Origin of the sequence: Chitinophaga sp. HK235, assembly GCF_018255755.1 — a bacterium.
In the GTDB taxonomy this organism is placed as follows: domain Bacteria; phylum Bacteroidota; class Bacteroidia; order Chitinophagales; family Chitinophagaceae; genus Chitinophaga.
This window is the reverse complement of sequence record NZ_CP073766.1, coordinates 3129711-3145387: the sequence shown is the minus strand read 5'-3', so window position 1 is coordinate 3145387 and position 15677 is coordinate 3129711. Positions and strand designations below refer to the sequence as shown.

Genomic DNA, 15677 nt, shown 5'->3' with positions numbered 1-15677 from the left:
CTGTTTAGCAGATGATGGTAGTGCACAGGTGGCCTTCATCATCAGTTTGCAGGGTGTGAGTAGGGTGACTCTGACCTGCAAGACCGCCAGCCAGGCGCATGTTCATTTCACTGTCGATGCTGGTAACGAAGCTGTCAATTTTCAGATCGTCGATGCTCAGTTTGATGTTGCTAACTTGTTGTTCTTTCATAAAATAGCATTTTTTAAAGTGAGTGCCTACTGTTAAAGGGTTTCGGCATAATCCCTATTGCGCAATATCTTAGTCCGGCTACAGTCTTATGCCTGCAAAGGCTTTGAATGAAACCGGTGCTCCTTCTATGTAGTAATAGCTTTTTACTCCCGGATGGATAGAACCGATTAGTATATCACCACTGGAGAAATATCTTTTGTTGGTAAGGTTATCGGCGATGACACGCAGGTACCATTTACCGGCGTCCCAGGCGATGCCGGCATCCAGTTTCGTATAGCCTTTCAGGTAAACATCCGGTGTATAGGTAGCTGTTCTGGTGACAGTACTTTGTCCTGCGCTGAAGCTCAGACGGGTATGCTCATTCACGGGGAGGGAATACTGTATCCACGTGTTGATCATCTGCTCCGGTGTGAACGCCAATCTGGTGCCTTCATTTTCCTTGCGGCTGTCTTTGCTGGTGATAGCGTAGGTATAGGCATAGTTGGCAGATACCGTGATACGGTTAGACACACGCCCGATGATATCTGCTTCCACACCCGTGCTGGTGGCTTGTCCTATCTGTCTGTTGAAGCGCGGATGCTGCAGATCAGATACCAGCAGGTTGTTTTTGATGATGTGATAAACAGCCAGGGTAGTGATGAGTTTGCGTTGGAACCACTCGCGTTTGGCGCCTGCCTCCAGACTGTTGCCGCGCAATGGTTTGAAGTTGTTGCCTTCAAAATCAGCACCTGCCTGCGGGATAAATGACTGGTCGTATACAGCATATACGCTGGTGTTTTCGCCCAGCAGGCGGGTGATGCCCAGACGGGGAGAGAAGGCGGTTTCATTACGCTGAGGGCTTTTAGCGCTGGTGGTAACGGGGATGTTCCAGGTAAACCGTCCGCCATAGTTAAAATACCACTTGCCCTGTATGCGGGTGGTGTTATATACAAAGGCAGACAACCAGTTGTTTTCCCTGTTGATAAGCGTAGGTTTACCCAATGCACTTACACTGTCAGTATTCAGACCGTATTGCGGATTGTTTCTGTTAAACTGAAAAGAATGCAGGCCATAAGCTACAGAAAAATTATCCTTGCTGTAGTTGTAGTCAGTGCCGGCTACCAGCTGGTGGCTTATTTGCCGGCCGGTGTTGAAAGTGCCATTCACATAAGCCTGTACAGCGGCCACCTGTCCGTTGATATGGCTGTATTGCGACATACGACGGGTGATATTGGAAGGGTCAAAGTTGACCGGTGAATAGTTATCGGACAACAAGGCCCATGTTGAACTGGGCGTAACCGTATATTTGGATTGCACGCTTAATTTCCATTGATGATTGAATCGATGGGAGAACAACAGCCGCGCGCTTTGTGAGGTGGCAGAAGACTGCGGCAGGCCCGGATCACCGGCGAAGTTGTTGCCGATACGGTATTTCAGTATGTCCTCCTCCGTGCCGACCTGTGTAACACTGCTGCCTCCATCGGCGTTCATGCGTATCAGGTTGTATTCTGCCAGCAACCAGGTACCCGGTTTGAAATTGTATTGTATAACGGGAGCGGCTATATATTTTTTTGTGCGGATAAAATCCTGAAAACTCTCCTGTTGCTGATAAGCCGCATTGATACGATAAGAGAAGCCTTTCGATTTTACAGCGCTGCCAACATCTGCTGCGGCGCGCAACAAACCAAAACTCCCCCCGGCCAGCTCCAGTTGCCTGATGCGTTGTGGGCCCGGCGTTTTGGTGGTGATGTTAATACTGCCGCCAGGCTCTCCCGACGACAGCAGGAAACCGGCAGGCCCTTTGATGAAATCTACCCGATCTATGATAGCGGCATCATCTATGAGTGCACCCATGCTACTACGTTGTGGCATACCGTTCACATAGGTGATGGCGCCAAAGCCCCGTACCATCACGGTGGTGGATGCATCAAAGACGGAGCTGTTATAGCCCATCTTAATGCCGCTTGCATTACGGACAATATCTTTTATCTCCAGTCCTCCCTGTTCGCGTATCAGCTCACTGGTAACACTGCTGATGTTTTGTGGTGTTTCCAGCAGCCGCCCTTCCAGCCGCAGGGTGGATGCCATGCTGTCGGCTTTTATGTTTTTTTTCTTTTCCAGCACGATGATTTCCTGCAGGCGCTGTCTGCGCAGGCTGTCGGTCTTCTGCTGGCTATAGCCATACAGTGTCAGGTTACAGAGGCACATCAATACAGGTAATGTTTTATTCATTGTTTAATTTTATGGTGATTGTTAAAAGTCCCGCTGCGCCAGTCTCTTCCTGAATACCAGCCATCCTGCCATCATCCAGACGACAGTCAGCATCAGCAGGTATAGGATGCCGTTATACCAGCGGGCCGGACTTTCCGGGTCATAGGAGGGATGATATGCCGGTAGCGCTTTGTAGCCGGCGTCTGTGAGCAGCTGGTCATTAAAATGCAGCTGATAAAAGAACTGTTTCCATTGGTAGCGGAACTGCTGTACTTGCCGCCGGAAGTAGCCATAGTCAGATACATCAGTGCGGGCAATACTATTCAGTAATAGCTGCGTGTATACGGCGGGGTTATACCGCAACGAGGAGGCGACGGCTTTTAATTCGTTGCTGCTGCTGAATTCCTGAGTGGTGATGATCCGTTGCATACGCCGGTCTACCAGTTCGTAGTATGCCATGGCATGTCTGGAACTGTTGTCACTGGTATCATATGCCTGTGGGTTGCGGTATTGTGGATATGTCTGGTAGAAGCTATCCAGTAGCTGTTTTTTGGGCAGGTCCCAGGTCGTCCATTCGATGCTGCGCTGTAATGAAGCATTACCAGCAGTATCATCTGTATGAGAGCGGCTAATCATCAACCTGCATCCTGCAGGTAATATAATCAGCAATAAAAGCCATACGCTTAAAAGAACCACCAGGTTGGTGGCAGCATTAGTGTTCCATGCAATCACAAACCAGATGAGTGCCATCCATAATGCCAGCCATGCTGCGGCAACACTGTTCCATGCTGTCCATTCCAGCCAGGAGAAATGATGCAGTGGTGTATACAGCAGGATGCCTGTTGTACTGATGAATACAATACTTATCAGTAACAGGAGGTAACGTGACAGCAGCCGCACCAGTACTATTCCGGCGATATCGCCCTTCTGTACTTCCAACAGTGCTAAGGTACCCTGCTCTTTTTCCTGCGCCAGCAGATGATAGCTGATGCAGATAGCCAGTAGTGGCAGCAGGTAGATGAGCAAAAAGGCCGTGTCGAAATTGCCCGAAATCAGCTGCAGCGGATTGCTGACCTTTTCTTCTGCCGGTGTATAGCTGCTCTTTACGCTGACAGGATAATAATAGGCAGATAGATCGCTCATGCCTACTGATAATATGGAAAAAGGTGACGGCGGGTTATATGCATGACAATGCAGGCGATGATCTGCCACAGCCGGCCATGCTGCACTGATGTATGCCGCCTTACCCTGAGCGGTAGTGGTATCACTCTTCAGATTTTTTTGCAAAAAAATCCGTTGGCCTTCATAGTGTTGTTGGAGGCTGTCGATGGTGTTCCGGTGTTGTCCGGTCACACGCTGTCCGTAGTAGAGTGCTATGCCCGACGTGAGCAGTAATATGGCTACTATGGCGGGTAGCAGCGCTGTGCGCCACATATAGCGCCATTCCTGTTGCAGGATAGTGCCCGCAATAAACAAATATTTATTCAGTCGGTGCATGGCGGGCGACGCTGTTTAAGAGTGATATACTGATACCTATCCATAGTAGCAATGACACTAGTGAAAGCCATTGTTTGTTGATGATACTGCTGATGGCCGGCGGTTCAAAGTGGAATACCGGCATGCTGTAATAGAGATCGGCGGGTGGTTCGCGATCATATATCATCGCCTGATTCAGGCGGCGAATGAAGGCATTGCGGTATTGTCTTGCTTCCGTATCAAAATGAAACTGATGATCATAATCGGTGCCACACAGGGCCATAGAGAGGCTGCGTATTGCCAGATATGGATCGGCCAGCACGGCATACTGGTTAACACTGTTCTGCAACCGGATGATGCTGTCGGTGGCCTTTGCATATTTGTTGTACACTTGTTGTGCATAGTCTTCATCGGCCTGTAGCCGGATGGCGTTGAAGTTGACGGGTAACTGGCTTACATCAGTCACCTGGTATTGTCTCAGGGTTTCGTGCAACAGCCGCGCGGTTCTGGCTTCCCGGGGATCATTACCATCGATGCCTGTTTTGATAGCCTGATCAATTTTTTGTTGCAGGGCATGTTGGGAGGGAAGTGGATGAAGAGCTGCTCCGGCAGCGGTTGTAAGGCGGGGCGCTATTACATTCCATATTAACCATATGCTGCATAACCATAGTAAGGCCTGTCGGGCATTTCGGGCAACAGCAGATACCCATATGCCGATAATCACAAAGATGCTGCTGTAGCAGAGATAACCTATCAACAACAGGAGGATACGCAATGGGGAGGCTGCCTGATAAATCACAGGCAGATATAACAATAAGGATAGTAACAAAGTACCAGCCACAATGCTTTGATATACGATGGTTTTACCCCACAATATTGTGCCTTTGCCGGCTCCCTGTATCATCATGAGCCGGAGGGTGCCGGATGATCTTTCCTGTGCATAACTGTTGAAGCAGAGGAAAAAGATCAATAGGGGAAAGAACAACTGCAGCACGGTGGCCGGTGTTAGTTCTCCGAAACGGAGGTATACATCTGCCGGGCTTAGCGGCGGAGTGGCGGTATGGTGTTGTATATGTGCTTCTATCCGCAGGGTACTGCCGGTAATGGGGTCCAGTCCTCTGTCGAACCCGCTCAATGCTGTAAGCGGCTTGAAGATATACGTGCCAAAATGGGCTGCACCGTGTGGATCGTTTGTCCGCAACTGTTCCCATTGCCGGCGAAACCCGCGGTTAGCGGCTTCCCGTTCATGCTGTTCTTCCTGTAAGGTTATGCGGCTTCCTATCGAGGCAATACCCGATAAAAGCAGCGCTGACAGCAGTGCAGCAAGCATCGCATGGTTACGCAGCACCATACGCCATTCTTTTATGGCTATAGTTGAAAACATATGATGATGTTTGATACTAGATGGATGTCTCCATATATTCCAGATAAATGTTCTCCAGTGTGTAATGGTCTGTGGTGGCGGCATCCATGATAGTGAGCAGGCGGCCTTCCTTCATAATACCGATGCGGGTGGCTACTTCTTTGGCACGGTAAATATCATGGGTGGCCATCAATACAGCACGTCCTTCCTGGCTGAAGCGGCGCAACAATGTTGAAAACTCATTGCTGGCTTTGGGGTCCAGCCCGGATGTTGGTTCATCGAGCAGGAGAGCACCGGCATTTTTGGCGGTAGCAATGGCGATGCCTACTTTCTGTCGCATGCCTTTGGAATAGGTTTGCACGGGCCGGTGTATGGCCTGCTCCTGTAAACCGGTATCCAGTAACAATGCGATATAATAGTCGCTGGAAAGTTGTTCTCCGGTAAGTGAGTGGAAAAAGGAAAGGTTTTCCAGTCCACTCAGATACGGATACAGGGTTACTGTCTCAGGAATATAGGCAATATGCCGGCGGGCCTCCTGTGGCCGACGGAACACAGGGATACCATTTATCAGCGCTGTTCCGCTGCTGGGAGAAAGGAATCCAAGGAAACAATTGATAGTAGTCGTTTTGCCGGCACCGTTGGGTCCAAGCAGGCAGAATATCTCGCCGCTGTTTACCAACAGGTCAAGTGCATCCAATGCGGTATGCCGGCCGAACTTTCTGGTTAACGCAATAGCTTGCAGCATAACTTACAGAAATACGGTATACAATAGGAACTGATATGATGTTGCGATATGGATTATGCAACAGGAGGGCCCTTATTGGCGTGTGTCTGTGATATCCCTGGATAGGGAACTACAGTAAGTGAAGCAGTAGTGTGATATGGAGAGGATAGTACCGGCGGTGCTGCGATCAGGTCTGGTACGGTAGCATCCTTGGCTAGCTGATAATCACAGATGGCGCAGATATGGGATGCCTGTAACTGATAGTCCCCCTTTGTATGTTTTCCGGTGATGGGATGATGCTGGTGAAACAGCTTCACCATATGCACAAAGAGCAGTAAGGCCATTCCTAAAATGGCCAGCAGTCTGCGTATGGAGTGAAGCTGTTGGATGTGCATGCAACAAATATACTACATGTGTTTTGAAAATGAAACATTGTTGCAAAAAATATTTTAAGAGATTTTAATACACTTGGGTAGAAAAACAATACCGCCGGTCAAAAATAATTTGTTGTATCCTGTCAGGATACCGAAATTCATATAAACAAACCCCATCTTCTATGAAAATACGCTCTGTGGTCTTAGTGGCCATCGCTACTGCATTTTCCGGCAGTTGTTTTTCACAGACGATCACTGGCACCTTCGCCATCAAAAATGTGGAAACAGGAATTTTTCTGCGTATCAAAGATGCTGATACACGAAACGGAACACCTATTGTTGCCTATTCTCCGGTTAACTGGAAATGCGTTACCTGGGATTTTAAGAAAATAGAAGGAAACGCCTATCAGTTGGCCAACCTCTACTCTGGCAAGACTTTCCAGCCTAAAGCTCCTAAGGCAGCAGAAGGAACGGTGTTGGAAGAGCAGCCACTGACACCTGGAGAAGCGGGTCAGCAGTATGAGTTTATTCCTGCCGGTAAAGATGATTTTCTGATCAGACTGAAAGGAACAGACCTGTACCTTACGCCTTCTGATGATAAGGGAACGGTGAATGCGCCTGTTATGCTGACTCGTAAAAACAATTCAAAACTGCTACACTGGTCTTTGCAGGAACAGCATCCTGTGATGTAACGGCGTTTTTTACAGGGTAATACGATAAAAGAAACTTAAACTTTCAGATCATCAAAATAAGTGGTGGTATCTTCTATCAGCACCTGCATCAGCTGTTGTGCTTTTCTGTGTTTGAGTATGGGTGCTATTTGTCCGCCCCAGAAAAAGACCATGTCCCATTGTTGCTGATCAATGGCTGCTTTTCTGAGAGATGACATCAATGCAGATTGCAGTGGGAAGGGAAGCGTATGTGCTTCCCGGCTGGTCAGGTCTTTGTTGATCCGGTTGGTCAACCCGCGCCCGAGCCTGCCGGTGAAGGCTCTGGTGAGAATGGTATGATGTGCAGCCTGGTCAAACAACATCTGTTTATGAATAGGAAGCGCGTTCGATTCATCACAGGCTAAAAATGCGGTGCCTACCTGTACCGCATCTGCGCCCAATGTTAATGCAGCGGCCACTCCGCGTCCGTTGGCAATCCCGCCGGCAGCAATAACAGGGATCTTTACTTTCTCCCTGATCAGTTGCAGGAGTACAAAGGTGCCTATAGTAGACACTTCCGCTGGTTCCAGAAAAGAAGGCCGGTGACCGCCGGCCTCAAAACCTGTGGCCACGATCATATCCACACCGCTATTTTCCAGGGCCACAGCTTCACTGACAGTAGTGGCGGCGCCTATCGTCCTGATGCCTGCGCGGTGGCATTGCTCCATAATATCGGCAGACAGGGTGCCAAACAGAAAACTGAATACTTTAGGACGTATATCCAGTACGGTCTGCAGCTGGTTCTCAAACCTCGATTGAAAAGGTGCCGGCTTTTCAGGAAAGGGAAGGGACAGTTCATCAAAATAAGGTTTGAATATCCGTTGGGCCTGTTCATATTGTTCTTCACTCACTTGCCCGTCAGGTGCGTCTGTATCCGATACCCAGAGGTTGAGGTTGTAGGGCCGGTCAGTACTGGTTTTGATCTGCCTGTCTAATTCATAGATCTCCTGTGGGCTCAGGGTATACGCCCCGTACCCTCCCAGTCCGCCTGCATCGGACACAGTCGTTACGAGTGCGACAGAAGAAAGACCGCCACCAAAAGGGCCTTGCAGGATGGGATAGTCGATACCCAATAAACGGGTTACTTTGGTATTATGCCACATGGTTCTTCGTTTATTCGTTTACGTCACTAATCATTTTATTAACAATCACCCATTTGTCATCGATCTTGTGAAAGGAGAGGAATTCATGGTAATTGAAGTCGTACATTTTCACTTTTACTTCTGCAATAGCGATGGAGTTTACTGTCCGGATGTTCAGAATGGACCCTTTGAAGGGTTTGCCGGAGTCTTTTGGACTCTGGCGATGTTGTACCCCGTCGAGGTATTGATCCAGCGTTTTGGCATATGGCTGACCCTTTACATCTCCAAAAAGTAGTGTGCCGGGATAATAAATTTCGCGCAGTTTATTGACATCGCCTGTATAAATGCCATTAAAATAATGGTTTTCCAGCACCAGGGAGATCTCCAGTGAGTCTTTCTGCTGTGTTTCCATGACTGTTTTGTGTTGAGCCCTGATACCCCATGGGGAACAGGCGATCAGGACTGTCAATAATAATGTTTTCATATCGGTTGAGATGGAGTGAGATAATTATGACACAAAGTAACGCCGGAAGCAGAGAATGATTACGTGATCTATGTCACATTCTGGTGGGTTCTGTGCAGTCGGCTCAATGTTTCCCGGGAAACGCCCAGGTAAGCAGCAATAAGATGTTTGGGGACCAGCTGATGAAGTTGGGGATACATCTGCAGCAGTTCTTCGTAACGGGTTTTAGCATCGTTGTTCATAAAAGAAAGCAAACGCTTCTGCGCAGCCACATAACCCTTGTTGGTACGCCAGCGGAAAAAATATTCTACCTGGTGAATCTCGCTGCAAAGCTTCTCCCTGTCGGCATTGGAAAGACTCAGTAATTCCGCGTCACTGATACAATCAACATTAATGGTGGCCCTGGTTTGGCTGTACAACGCATGATAGTCGGAAGTCCACCAGGTGGGCATGGCAAACTGCAGAACATGCATTTTGCCCTCTTCATTAATGAAGAAGGCTTTCAGGCAGCCGGACAACACAAAATATTCGTGGTCCACTTTATCACCTTCCCGTATCACCATCTGACCTTTTTTAAAGGAGAGCGGTTTGAAATGGGAAAAGAGATAGTCAAACTCTCCCTGCGTAAGGGATGCTGTTTTAGCCAGATGCTCTCTTAAAATGGATAGTGCCTGCATAGGGATAAAGGTACTTATTTTCATATAGGTACTTCCAAAGGATGTATTATGTTTGCAGGAGCACCCTGGTGCTACAAATACATCAAAAAATGAATGCAGGAGAAATATTCCGGACGGGATGTCAGAAAATTGCAGAAAGGATGGCTGCCTTTGGCTTCAAACCATTACAGAAAGGGCAGCTCCTGAGAAAATCATCCCAAAACAAAAAACTGAACTTCGAAATATATTTTCAGTCCAGTACCAAAAACTGGAGTGGAAGTGTATCCCTGTGGCCTCATCTGTCCATTACTTCCAATGAGCTTAAAAAATGGCAGCTGCAGCAGTACAAGACAGATACCGCTGCAGGGTTTATCTTCGGCACACGGTTGGAAAATCTAACACCGCTGAAAAACAAAAACCAGGATTGGAATATGGCCATCAGTAACCAGGACCATGAAATCCCTAAATTATGTGAACTGATCATTACCTATGCGCTGCCGGTCTTTGAAAAATTTGAAGATATTGATCAGGTATTAAAAGAGATAGCCACAAACGGATTAGCGCTGAATGAGCATTTTGACACCCGTCATCAAAATCTGCCAATCGATTTTTTATGTTGCTTCGGTAACCAGGACATTGCTCAGACAGCGTTTGATAATTATTTAATACAACAACGATTGACAGGAAATGCCAGACGGGTTTTTGAAGAAATGGAAACAGCAGGAAACATGCCCAATAAACAGGTAACGGACGCAACAATGAAAGCAGCTTATCTCAACAACTTAAAGGTAAACGGATAATAGCTGTTGCAGCGGCTTTCTGAGTTAGATGTATAACTTTTTTAAATAAGTGTTTATATTGGTTGAGATTTTATGCTGAGATGATAACCGATTACGCTCAATTTGCTGATGAAGAGCTGGTTCGGCTGATGAGCAAAGATGATCACAACGCCTTTACAGAGATCTACAACCGTTACTGGAAACGTTTATATGTACTGGCCTACGATCGCTTACACAGCAGAGAACTGGCGGAAGACGTTGTACAGGACGTACTTACCGGCCTGTGGCAACGGAGAAGGGAGACTATTATCCGGTCTTTACCCGCCTACCTGGCTACTGCCAGCCGTTATGCCGTATTCACCCAACTATCCAAAACCGTCCCGCTTACCCCTGTAGATACCCTGCCGGAAGCCATTCAGGCTGTATCGGATGATGCAGCTACCATTTATTTCCTGCAACAATCCATGCAGGAACAATTAAAACAACTGCCTGAAAAATGCCGGATCGTTTTTGAATACAGCAGGCAAAAGGGAATGACCAATAAGGAAATAGCTACGGAACTGCAGATTTCCGAGAAAGCCGTGGAAAAACATATTACCAAAGCCCTGCAGCGTTTACGTGTACAATTCCGGAATTATTTTAACCTCTTGTCATTCTGAAAAAAAAAATTTCCGGAGAGGTAGGGTAGGGCCCCTGTTTTCAGACTCTCTATATAGCACCCAATAAATTATGATTGTGGATGGATACTAAAGAACTGGCCATACTATCGCAAAAGTATCTTGCCGGAAAAGCCAGTGAAGAAGAGACAGCCCGTTTGCTGCAATGGTATAATGACTATGACGAAAAGGAATTGACCGTGCATATCATAACCGCGGAGCCGGAAACAGAGGCTATGCTGGAACAGCGTATGCGCCTGCGTTTGCTGGCAGCTACACAGCCGGTGGAAACCAATACCCGCCTGCGTCCTGTATTTTACAGAAACTGGAAGGTGGCTGCCGCGGTATTGCTGTTGGTCACTGCCGGTATCGCTTATTATCTGCCTCATCGCCACCAGCAGACCAGCATAGCTGAAAAGCCGCTGCGCATCAGTCCCGGAGCTGATAAAGCCATGCTCACCCTGGCGGATGGCACCGTGGTCAACCTGGATACAGCCAGCAATGGCTGGGCCCTGTTACAAGGCGGTACCCAGGTAGAGAAAACCAGCAAGGGGGAAATTATTTATAAACATGGCAACACCACAGACCAGGCCATCACGAGTAATATTTTAAGTACTCCCAGAGGAGGACAATTTAAAATTAAACTTCCTGATGGAACAGCTGTATGGCTCAATGCAGCCTCGTCTATCAGCTATCCTACTGCCTTTACAGGTGAGGAGCGGAGCGTGTCTGTAACCGGTGAGGTGTATTTTGAAGTAGCACCCAACGCCCGCCAGCCTTTCACGGTAAAAGTAAATAATATGGAAGTGCTCGTGCTGGGAACACATTTTAATATCAACGCCTATCCGGATGAAAACACCATGAATACTACCTTGCTGGAAGGTGCAGTACTGGTAAGGGCCGGAAGTCAGTATAAACAGCTGGACCCCGGTCAGCAGGCCAGGGTAGCCCCTGGCAGGGATGAAATCACTTTCGTGAAAAGAGTAGATACTAATAGTATTATGGCCTGGAGAAACGGTTACTTCTCCTTTGAAGAGGCCGATATACCAACAGTGATGCGCCAGTTGGCCAGATGGTATAATATTGAAGTGAGTTATGCAGGTAAAATACCCGATGAGAAATTTACAGGGGAGATTGGCAGAAGTCTTACTCAGGAACAATTATTGAAAATACTTGCACAGGCAAAGATTCAGTTTAAAGTAGAAGAAGGAAGAAAAATCATCATTTATCCATAATTAAAAACCGATAACCAACCAGTAACATCAATGTCCTGCTATTGTGCCAGGTACCACCAACGCCTGGATAGATAGTCCTTTTGAAAATCGTATAGTGAACAAACCAGGTCCACCGGACAAGGAGATCTTATGTTCATCCATAAAAAAACCTGGTGTCAAGATTGGCGTCCGCACCAGGTTTTAGTAATGGTTAACTTTTTTAGAAAACATGTTCCTGCATTTAAAAATGCAGGTGGAAACATTTTGTCAACCAAAAACCAACCTAAGGTATGAAAATTAATGTTGTTCAAAGCAGCAACCTAAACTCCCATCCACCGGGAAATTATTATGTCACCAAAATCTGGAGAGCAATGAGATGGACCGCTTTCTTACTAACAGCACTGGCTTTGCACGTTTCTGCCAGCAGCTTATCACAAACGGTCAGTATTTCCTGCAAGGATATGCCTTTACCGCAGGTATTTAATGTCATCAAACAACAAACCGGCTTTGTATTTTTTTATCGTAGTAAAGACCTGTCTGATATCGGACCCGTCTCTGCTCAATTCCGGGACCTGCCCCTGCAAACGGCGCTGACAAAGCTATTGCAGGACAAACCGCTCACCTTCGATATAGAAGGAAACACGGTGGTCATTTCATACAACGCGCCCACATCACAAAATCCTTCCGTGCAAGTCCCACCCGAAGAGGTGAGTGGCAAAGTAGTAGATGCTAAAGGAAATCCACTGCCAGGCGTTTCTGTCCGCGTGAAAGGGAGTACCATCGCTGCTATCACAGACCCTTCCGGACATTTCCGGCTGAAAGATGTCAACAGCCATGTTACATTGTTGATCTCCTGTGTAGGCTTCGAATCACAAACCCTCAACCTGGGCGGCAGAAAGAACCTTGAAGTGGAACTGAAAGCTAAAGTAGATGACCTCAATCAATACGTGGTAGTAGGTTATGGCAGCACTAAAAGAAAAGACCTGACAGGCTCAGTGGCATCTGTCAATGTAGAGGAAGTGAGAAATGTGCCCTTTACCAGCGTAGACCAGGCACTGAGCGGAAAAGCAGCCGGTGTGCAGGTTACACAAGCCGACGGCTCTCCTGGTGGAGTAGCTAAGATTCGCATCCGTGGCGGTACTTCGCTGCTGGGAGGTAACGATCCCCTGTATATCATTGACGGCGTACAGGTGACCATACAAAACAGATATATTCAAAATCAGGCAGAAGTGGTAAACCCGGTGGAAGCCGCCGGTCAGGACTCCAGGAACAGCGGTGTGTCCGGCTCTTTTTCAAGAGGACTCAATAGCCTGGCAGGACTTAACATCAGCGATATCGAAAGTATAGACATCCTCAAAGATGCTTCTGCTACTGCTATCTACGGCTCCAAAGCCGCTAATGGTGTGGTGATCATCACCACCAAAAAAGGGAAGCTGAATCAAAAGCCCGTGCTGGAAGCCAACTATTACGCGGGCATGAGCACTCCCATCAAAGAGAAACTACTAAATGCGGACCAGTATGTGAGTTTGCTGAAAGAAGCTGCCAGAAACCTGAATGAAGAAAGGGCTGCTGCCGGGGAAACACCAAGTGCAAAAGCCACCGCTATTCTCACCAACCCCAGCTTCCTCGGTACGGCCAACACCGACTGGCTCAAAATGGTATTACGCACCGGAATGGCACATAATGCCGATATCTCTGTAAGAGGTGGTGGCGCCGGGTCAAGGTATTATACCTCCCTCGCTTATAATAAACAGGATGGTGTATTAAAAGGGTCCGACTTCTCCCGCATCGCTGGAAAAATAAGCCTGGACAATGAAATCTCCCGGCGCTTGAGAGTTATCACCAACCTGGATTACGGCTTCACCAAAAACAATATCACCAATGGTATTTATCCTGCGGCCATGTATGCACCTCCTACCTTGCCAGCCTACAATCCGGATGGTACACCTTATCAGTTCCTGGCTTCACAGATAGGTGGCTACGACTATCAGGGTTATCAGAACCCATTGGTATTAATGGATGGTATCAATGAAGCCAAAACAGCCACACTGATCGGATCATTGAGCGGTGACTATGACATCCTCAAAGATCTTAAATTCAGAACTATCGTTTCTGTCAACTATAATAACTATCATCAGCACAATTATGTACCCAGTACAGCTGTAATCGCTTCTCCGAATGGGGCCAGCAGCTCCAATGGCGGAACAGGTACGCAGGCACAGACAGAAGATGTGAACCTGTTTTTTGAAAATACACTTACCTGGGACAAACAGTTTAATGCCAACAACCGCATCAATCTCCTGGGTGGTACTGCCTGGCAGAAATATCGTTTTAATTCGTTTTCCGCTACCGGCCAGGGTTTCCCGGATGATAAATACCTGAATAATATTTCATCTGCAGCTGTTACTTTGCCAGCTACCGGCAGCTCCGGACAAAATTCACTGCTGAGCTTTTATGTACGTGCCAATTACGCGCTGAAAGAAAAATACCTGTTTACCTTCACCGGTCGTTCGGATGCTTCCTCTAAATTCCCGATGCATAACAGGGTAGGTTATTTCCCCTCCGGAGGGATAGCCTGGCGTATTGCGGAAGAACCTTTTATGAAACAGGTAAGCTGGGTGAATGAGCTGAAACTCAGGGTGAGCGGCGGATATACGGGAACACAGAATTTCGGCGACAATCTTTACTATACCTTATACACACCTGGTGCATATGGTGGCAGAAACGCTTTAATCCCATCGCAGCTAGGAAATGATAAGATCAAATGGGAATCCACTTTTCAGAAAGATCTGGGACTGGATTTTGAACTATTTGGTTCGCGGCTGCGGGGCGTAATCGGATATTATGAGAAACATACTTCCGGACTGCTGCTGTCTACGCTGCTGCCGCCGAGTGCGGCATATGGCGCTGTGATTGCCAATGTGGCCAGCATCAGCAATAAAGGGCTGGAAATAGATCTGCGCACGGATATTATCAAACATAAATCCTTTCAGTGGATAGCAGCCATCAATATTTCAGGCAACCGCTCCATGGTAACGGATATCAATACTGATTTTACAGATCCCAATGATGTAGGCGCCTTTTCCATGGGTAACAGCATCGTTAGAAAAAACCAGCCACTGGGGCTTTTCTACGGTAAAGTATTTGATGGTATTATCCGCACTAAGGAGCAGCTGGAGGCTTATAAGAAGGTATTTCCCTATTACTATTATTTCTCTCCCTATCTCGGCATAGGTGATCCTATGTATAAAATAGACAACACCGGATTCCCTCAGGAGGATGTTATAGGGCGGGCACAGCCCAAATTTTTCGGTGGTTTTACCAACACATTTACATATAAAAACTTTAGTCTGATTACCCTGATCACCTTCTCCTATGGTGGCCAGATGCTGTATCTGGCGGATATCCAGAACAAATACTTCGAAGGCTATACGAATAAAGGAACCCGTATCATGGACAGATGGACACCGGAAAATCCGGATGCAGAAAGGCCAAGGCTGGTACTGGGACAAAACAGCACTACCTATACTTCCAGCGCAGAGGTGTATGACGGCTCCTATCTGAGGTTAAAATCGATCACCCTCACTTACCAGCTGCCGGCAAAAACAGCCAGCAGACTGCATGTCAGGGACGCATCGATGTATGCTTCCGCTACCAATCTGCTGACCTTCACCAAATATCCCGGTCCGGATCCTGAAGTGAGTAATAATCCCTACAGCCTGATCAATGGAAGTAATGATGTAAGCACATTCCCTACTATCAAGCAGTTTAATCTGGGTATTCGTTTCGGGTTTTAAACC

Annotated in this window: 14 protein-coding genes; 5 read left to right on the top strand and 9 right to left on the bottom strand. The window is 47.3% G+C overall.

Annotation, left to right across the window (positions count from 1 at the left end; translation table 11 throughout):
• Positions 1-4: 4 nt before the first annotated feature.
• From KD145_RS10975 to KD145_RS10950, 6 genes are all read right to left on the bottom strand, one after another.
• A complete protein-coding gene (locus KD145_RS10975) occupies positions 5-190 on the bottom strand; it encodes a pinensin family lanthipeptide (protein ID WP_212005922.1) in 186 nt (61 codons plus the stop codon).
• Between the two features lie 78 nt (positions 191-268).
• Positions 269-2401, bottom strand: a complete 2133-nt coding sequence (locus tag KD145_RS10970; RefSeq protein ID WP_212005921.1) for a TonB-dependent siderophore receptor — start codon at positions 2399-2401, stop codon at positions 269-271.
• 21 nt (positions 2402-2422) lie between these two features.
• Complete coding sequence (locus tag KD145_RS10965; protein WP_212005920.1) at positions 2423-3877, bottom strand: DUF3526 domain-containing protein; 1455 nt, start codon at positions 3875-3877, stop codon at positions 2423-2425.
• Entirely contained in the window at positions 3861-5240 is a 1380-nt protein-coding gene (locus KD145_RS10960; protein ID WP_212005919.1) for a DUF3526 domain-containing protein, read from the bottom strand. The genes KD145_RS10965 and KD145_RS10960 overlap by 17 nt, the downstream gene beginning before the upstream one ends.
• Positions 5241-5256: 16 nt before the next feature.
• Complete coding sequence (locus KD145_RS10955) at positions 5257-5964, bottom strand: ABC transporter ATP-binding protein (protein WP_212005918.1); 708 nt, start codon at positions 5962-5964, stop codon at positions 5257-5259.
• 53 nt (positions 5965-6017) lie between these two features.
• The gene (locus KD145_RS10950; RefSeq protein ID WP_212005917.1) at positions 6018-6338 is read right to left on the bottom strand and encodes a hypothetical protein; all 321 of its coding nucleotides are present in this window, start codon (positions 6336-6338) and stop codon (positions 6018-6020) included.
• A 161-nt stretch (positions 6339-6499) separates the two neighbouring features.
• Here KD145_RS10950 and KD145_RS10945 point away from each other — a divergent pair, with 161 nt between their 5' ends.
• Positions 6500-7009 carry an RICIN domain-containing protein gene (locus tag KD145_RS10945; protein WP_212005916.1) on the top strand — a complete coding sequence of 170 codons (510 nt, stop codon included), beginning with the start codon at positions 6500-6502 and terminating at the stop codon, positions 7007-7009.
• Between the two features lie 35 nt (positions 7010-7044).
• Here the strand turns inward: KD145_RS10945 and KD145_RS10940 are convergent, their stop codons facing one another.
• The 3 genes from KD145_RS10940 to KD145_RS10930 form a co-directional block, all read right to left on the bottom strand.
• Entirely contained in the window at positions 7045-8130 is a 1086-nt protein-coding gene (locus KD145_RS10940; protein WP_212005915.1) for a nitronate monooxygenase family protein, read from the bottom strand.
• A gap of 10 nt (positions 8131-8140) precedes the next feature.
• The gene (locus tag KD145_RS10935; RefSeq protein ID WP_212005914.1) at positions 8141-8593 is read right to left on the bottom strand and encodes a nuclear transport factor 2 family protein; all 453 of its coding nucleotides are present in this window, start codon (positions 8591-8593) and stop codon (positions 8141-8143) included.
• Between the two features lie 68 nt (positions 8594-8661).
• Positions 8662-9273, bottom strand: a complete 612-nt coding sequence (locus KD145_RS10930) for a Crp/Fnr family transcriptional regulator (RefSeq protein ID WP_249219795.1) — start codon at positions 9271-9273, stop codon at positions 8662-8664.
• Between the two features lie 65 nt (positions 9274-9338).
• Here KD145_RS10930 and KD145_RS10925 point away from each other — a divergent pair, with 65 nt between their 5' ends.
• From KD145_RS10925 to KD145_RS10910, 4 genes are all read left to right on the top strand, one after another.
• On the top strand, positions 9339-10028 hold the full coding sequence (locus KD145_RS10925) for a DUF4304 domain-containing protein (RefSeq protein ID WP_212005913.1): 690 nt from the start codon (positions 9339-9341) through the stop codon (positions 10026-10028).
• A gap of 80 nt (positions 10029-10108) precedes the next feature.
• Positions 10109-10666: a sigma-70 family RNA polymerase sigma factor gene (locus KD145_RS10920; protein ID WP_212005912.1), complete on the top strand. Its 558-nt coding sequence runs from the start codon at positions 10109-10111 to the stop codon at positions 10664-10666.
• Positions 10667-10746: 80 nt separating this feature from the next.
• Positions 10747-11898: a FecR family protein gene (locus KD145_RS10915; RefSeq protein ID WP_212005911.1), complete on the top strand. Its 1152-nt coding sequence runs from the start codon at positions 10747-10749 to the stop codon at positions 11896-11898.
• A gap of 350 nt (positions 11899-12248) precedes the next feature.
• The gene (locus KD145_RS10910) at positions 12249-15674 is read left to right on the top strand and encodes a TonB-dependent receptor (protein WP_212005910.1); all 3426 of its coding nucleotides are present in this window, start codon (positions 12249-12251) and stop codon (positions 15672-15674) included.
• Positions 15675-15677 lie beyond the last annotated feature (3 nt).

Excerpts from the sequence above, each read along its gene's own strand:
- KD145_RS10975 (WP_212005922.1), bottom strand. The coding sequence starts at position 190 with ATGAAAGAACAACAAGTTAGCAACATCAAACTGAGCATCGACGATCTG.
- KD145_RS10970 (WP_212005921.1), bottom strand. The coding sequence starts at position 2,401 with ATGAATAAAACATTACCTGTATTGATGTGCCTCTGTAACCTGACACTG.
- KD145_RS10965 (WP_212005920.1), bottom strand. The coding sequence starts at position 3,877 with ATGCACCGACTGAATAAATATTTGTTTATTGCGGGCACTATCCTGCAA.
- KD145_RS10960 (WP_212005919.1), bottom strand. The coding sequence starts at position 5,240 with ATGTTTTCAACTATAGCCATAAAAGAATGGCGTATGGTGCTGCGTAAC.
- KD145_RS10955 (WP_212005918.1), bottom strand. The coding sequence starts at position 5,964 with ATGCTGCAAGCTATTGCGTTAACCAGAAAGTTCGGCCGGCATACCGCA.
- KD145_RS10950 (WP_212005917.1), bottom strand. The coding sequence starts at position 6,338 with ATGCACATCCAACAGCTTCACTCCATACGCAGACTGCTGGCCATTTTA.
- KD145_RS10945 (WP_212005916.1), top strand. The coding sequence starts at position 6,500 with ATGAAAATACGCTCTGTGGTCTTAGTGGCCATCGCTACTGCATTTTCC.
- KD145_RS10940 (WP_212005915.1), bottom strand. The coding sequence starts at position 8,130 with ATGTGGCATAATACCAAAGTAACCCGTTTATTGGGTATCGACTATCCC.
- KD145_RS10935 (WP_212005914.1), bottom strand. The coding sequence starts at position 8,593 with ATGAAAACATTATTATTGACAGTCCTGATCGCCTGTTCCCCATGGGGT.
- KD145_RS10930 (WP_249219795.1), bottom strand. The coding sequence starts at position 9,273 with ATGAAAATAAGTACCTTTATCCCTATGCAGGCACTATCCATTTTAAGA.
- KD145_RS10925 (WP_212005913.1), top strand. The coding sequence starts at position 9,339 with ATGAATGCAGGAGAAATATTCCGGACGGGATGTCAGAAAATTGCAGAA.
- KD145_RS10920 (WP_212005912.1), top strand. The coding sequence starts at position 10,109 with ATGATAACCGATTACGCTCAATTTGCTGATGAAGAGCTGGTTCGGCTG.
- KD145_RS10915 (WP_212005911.1), top strand. The coding sequence starts at position 10,747 with ATGGATACTAAAGAACTGGCCATACTATCGCAAAAGTATCTTGCCGGA.
- KD145_RS10910 (WP_212005910.1), top strand. The coding sequence starts at position 12,249 with ATGAGATGGACCGCTTTCTTACTAACAGCACTGGCTTTGCACGTTTCT.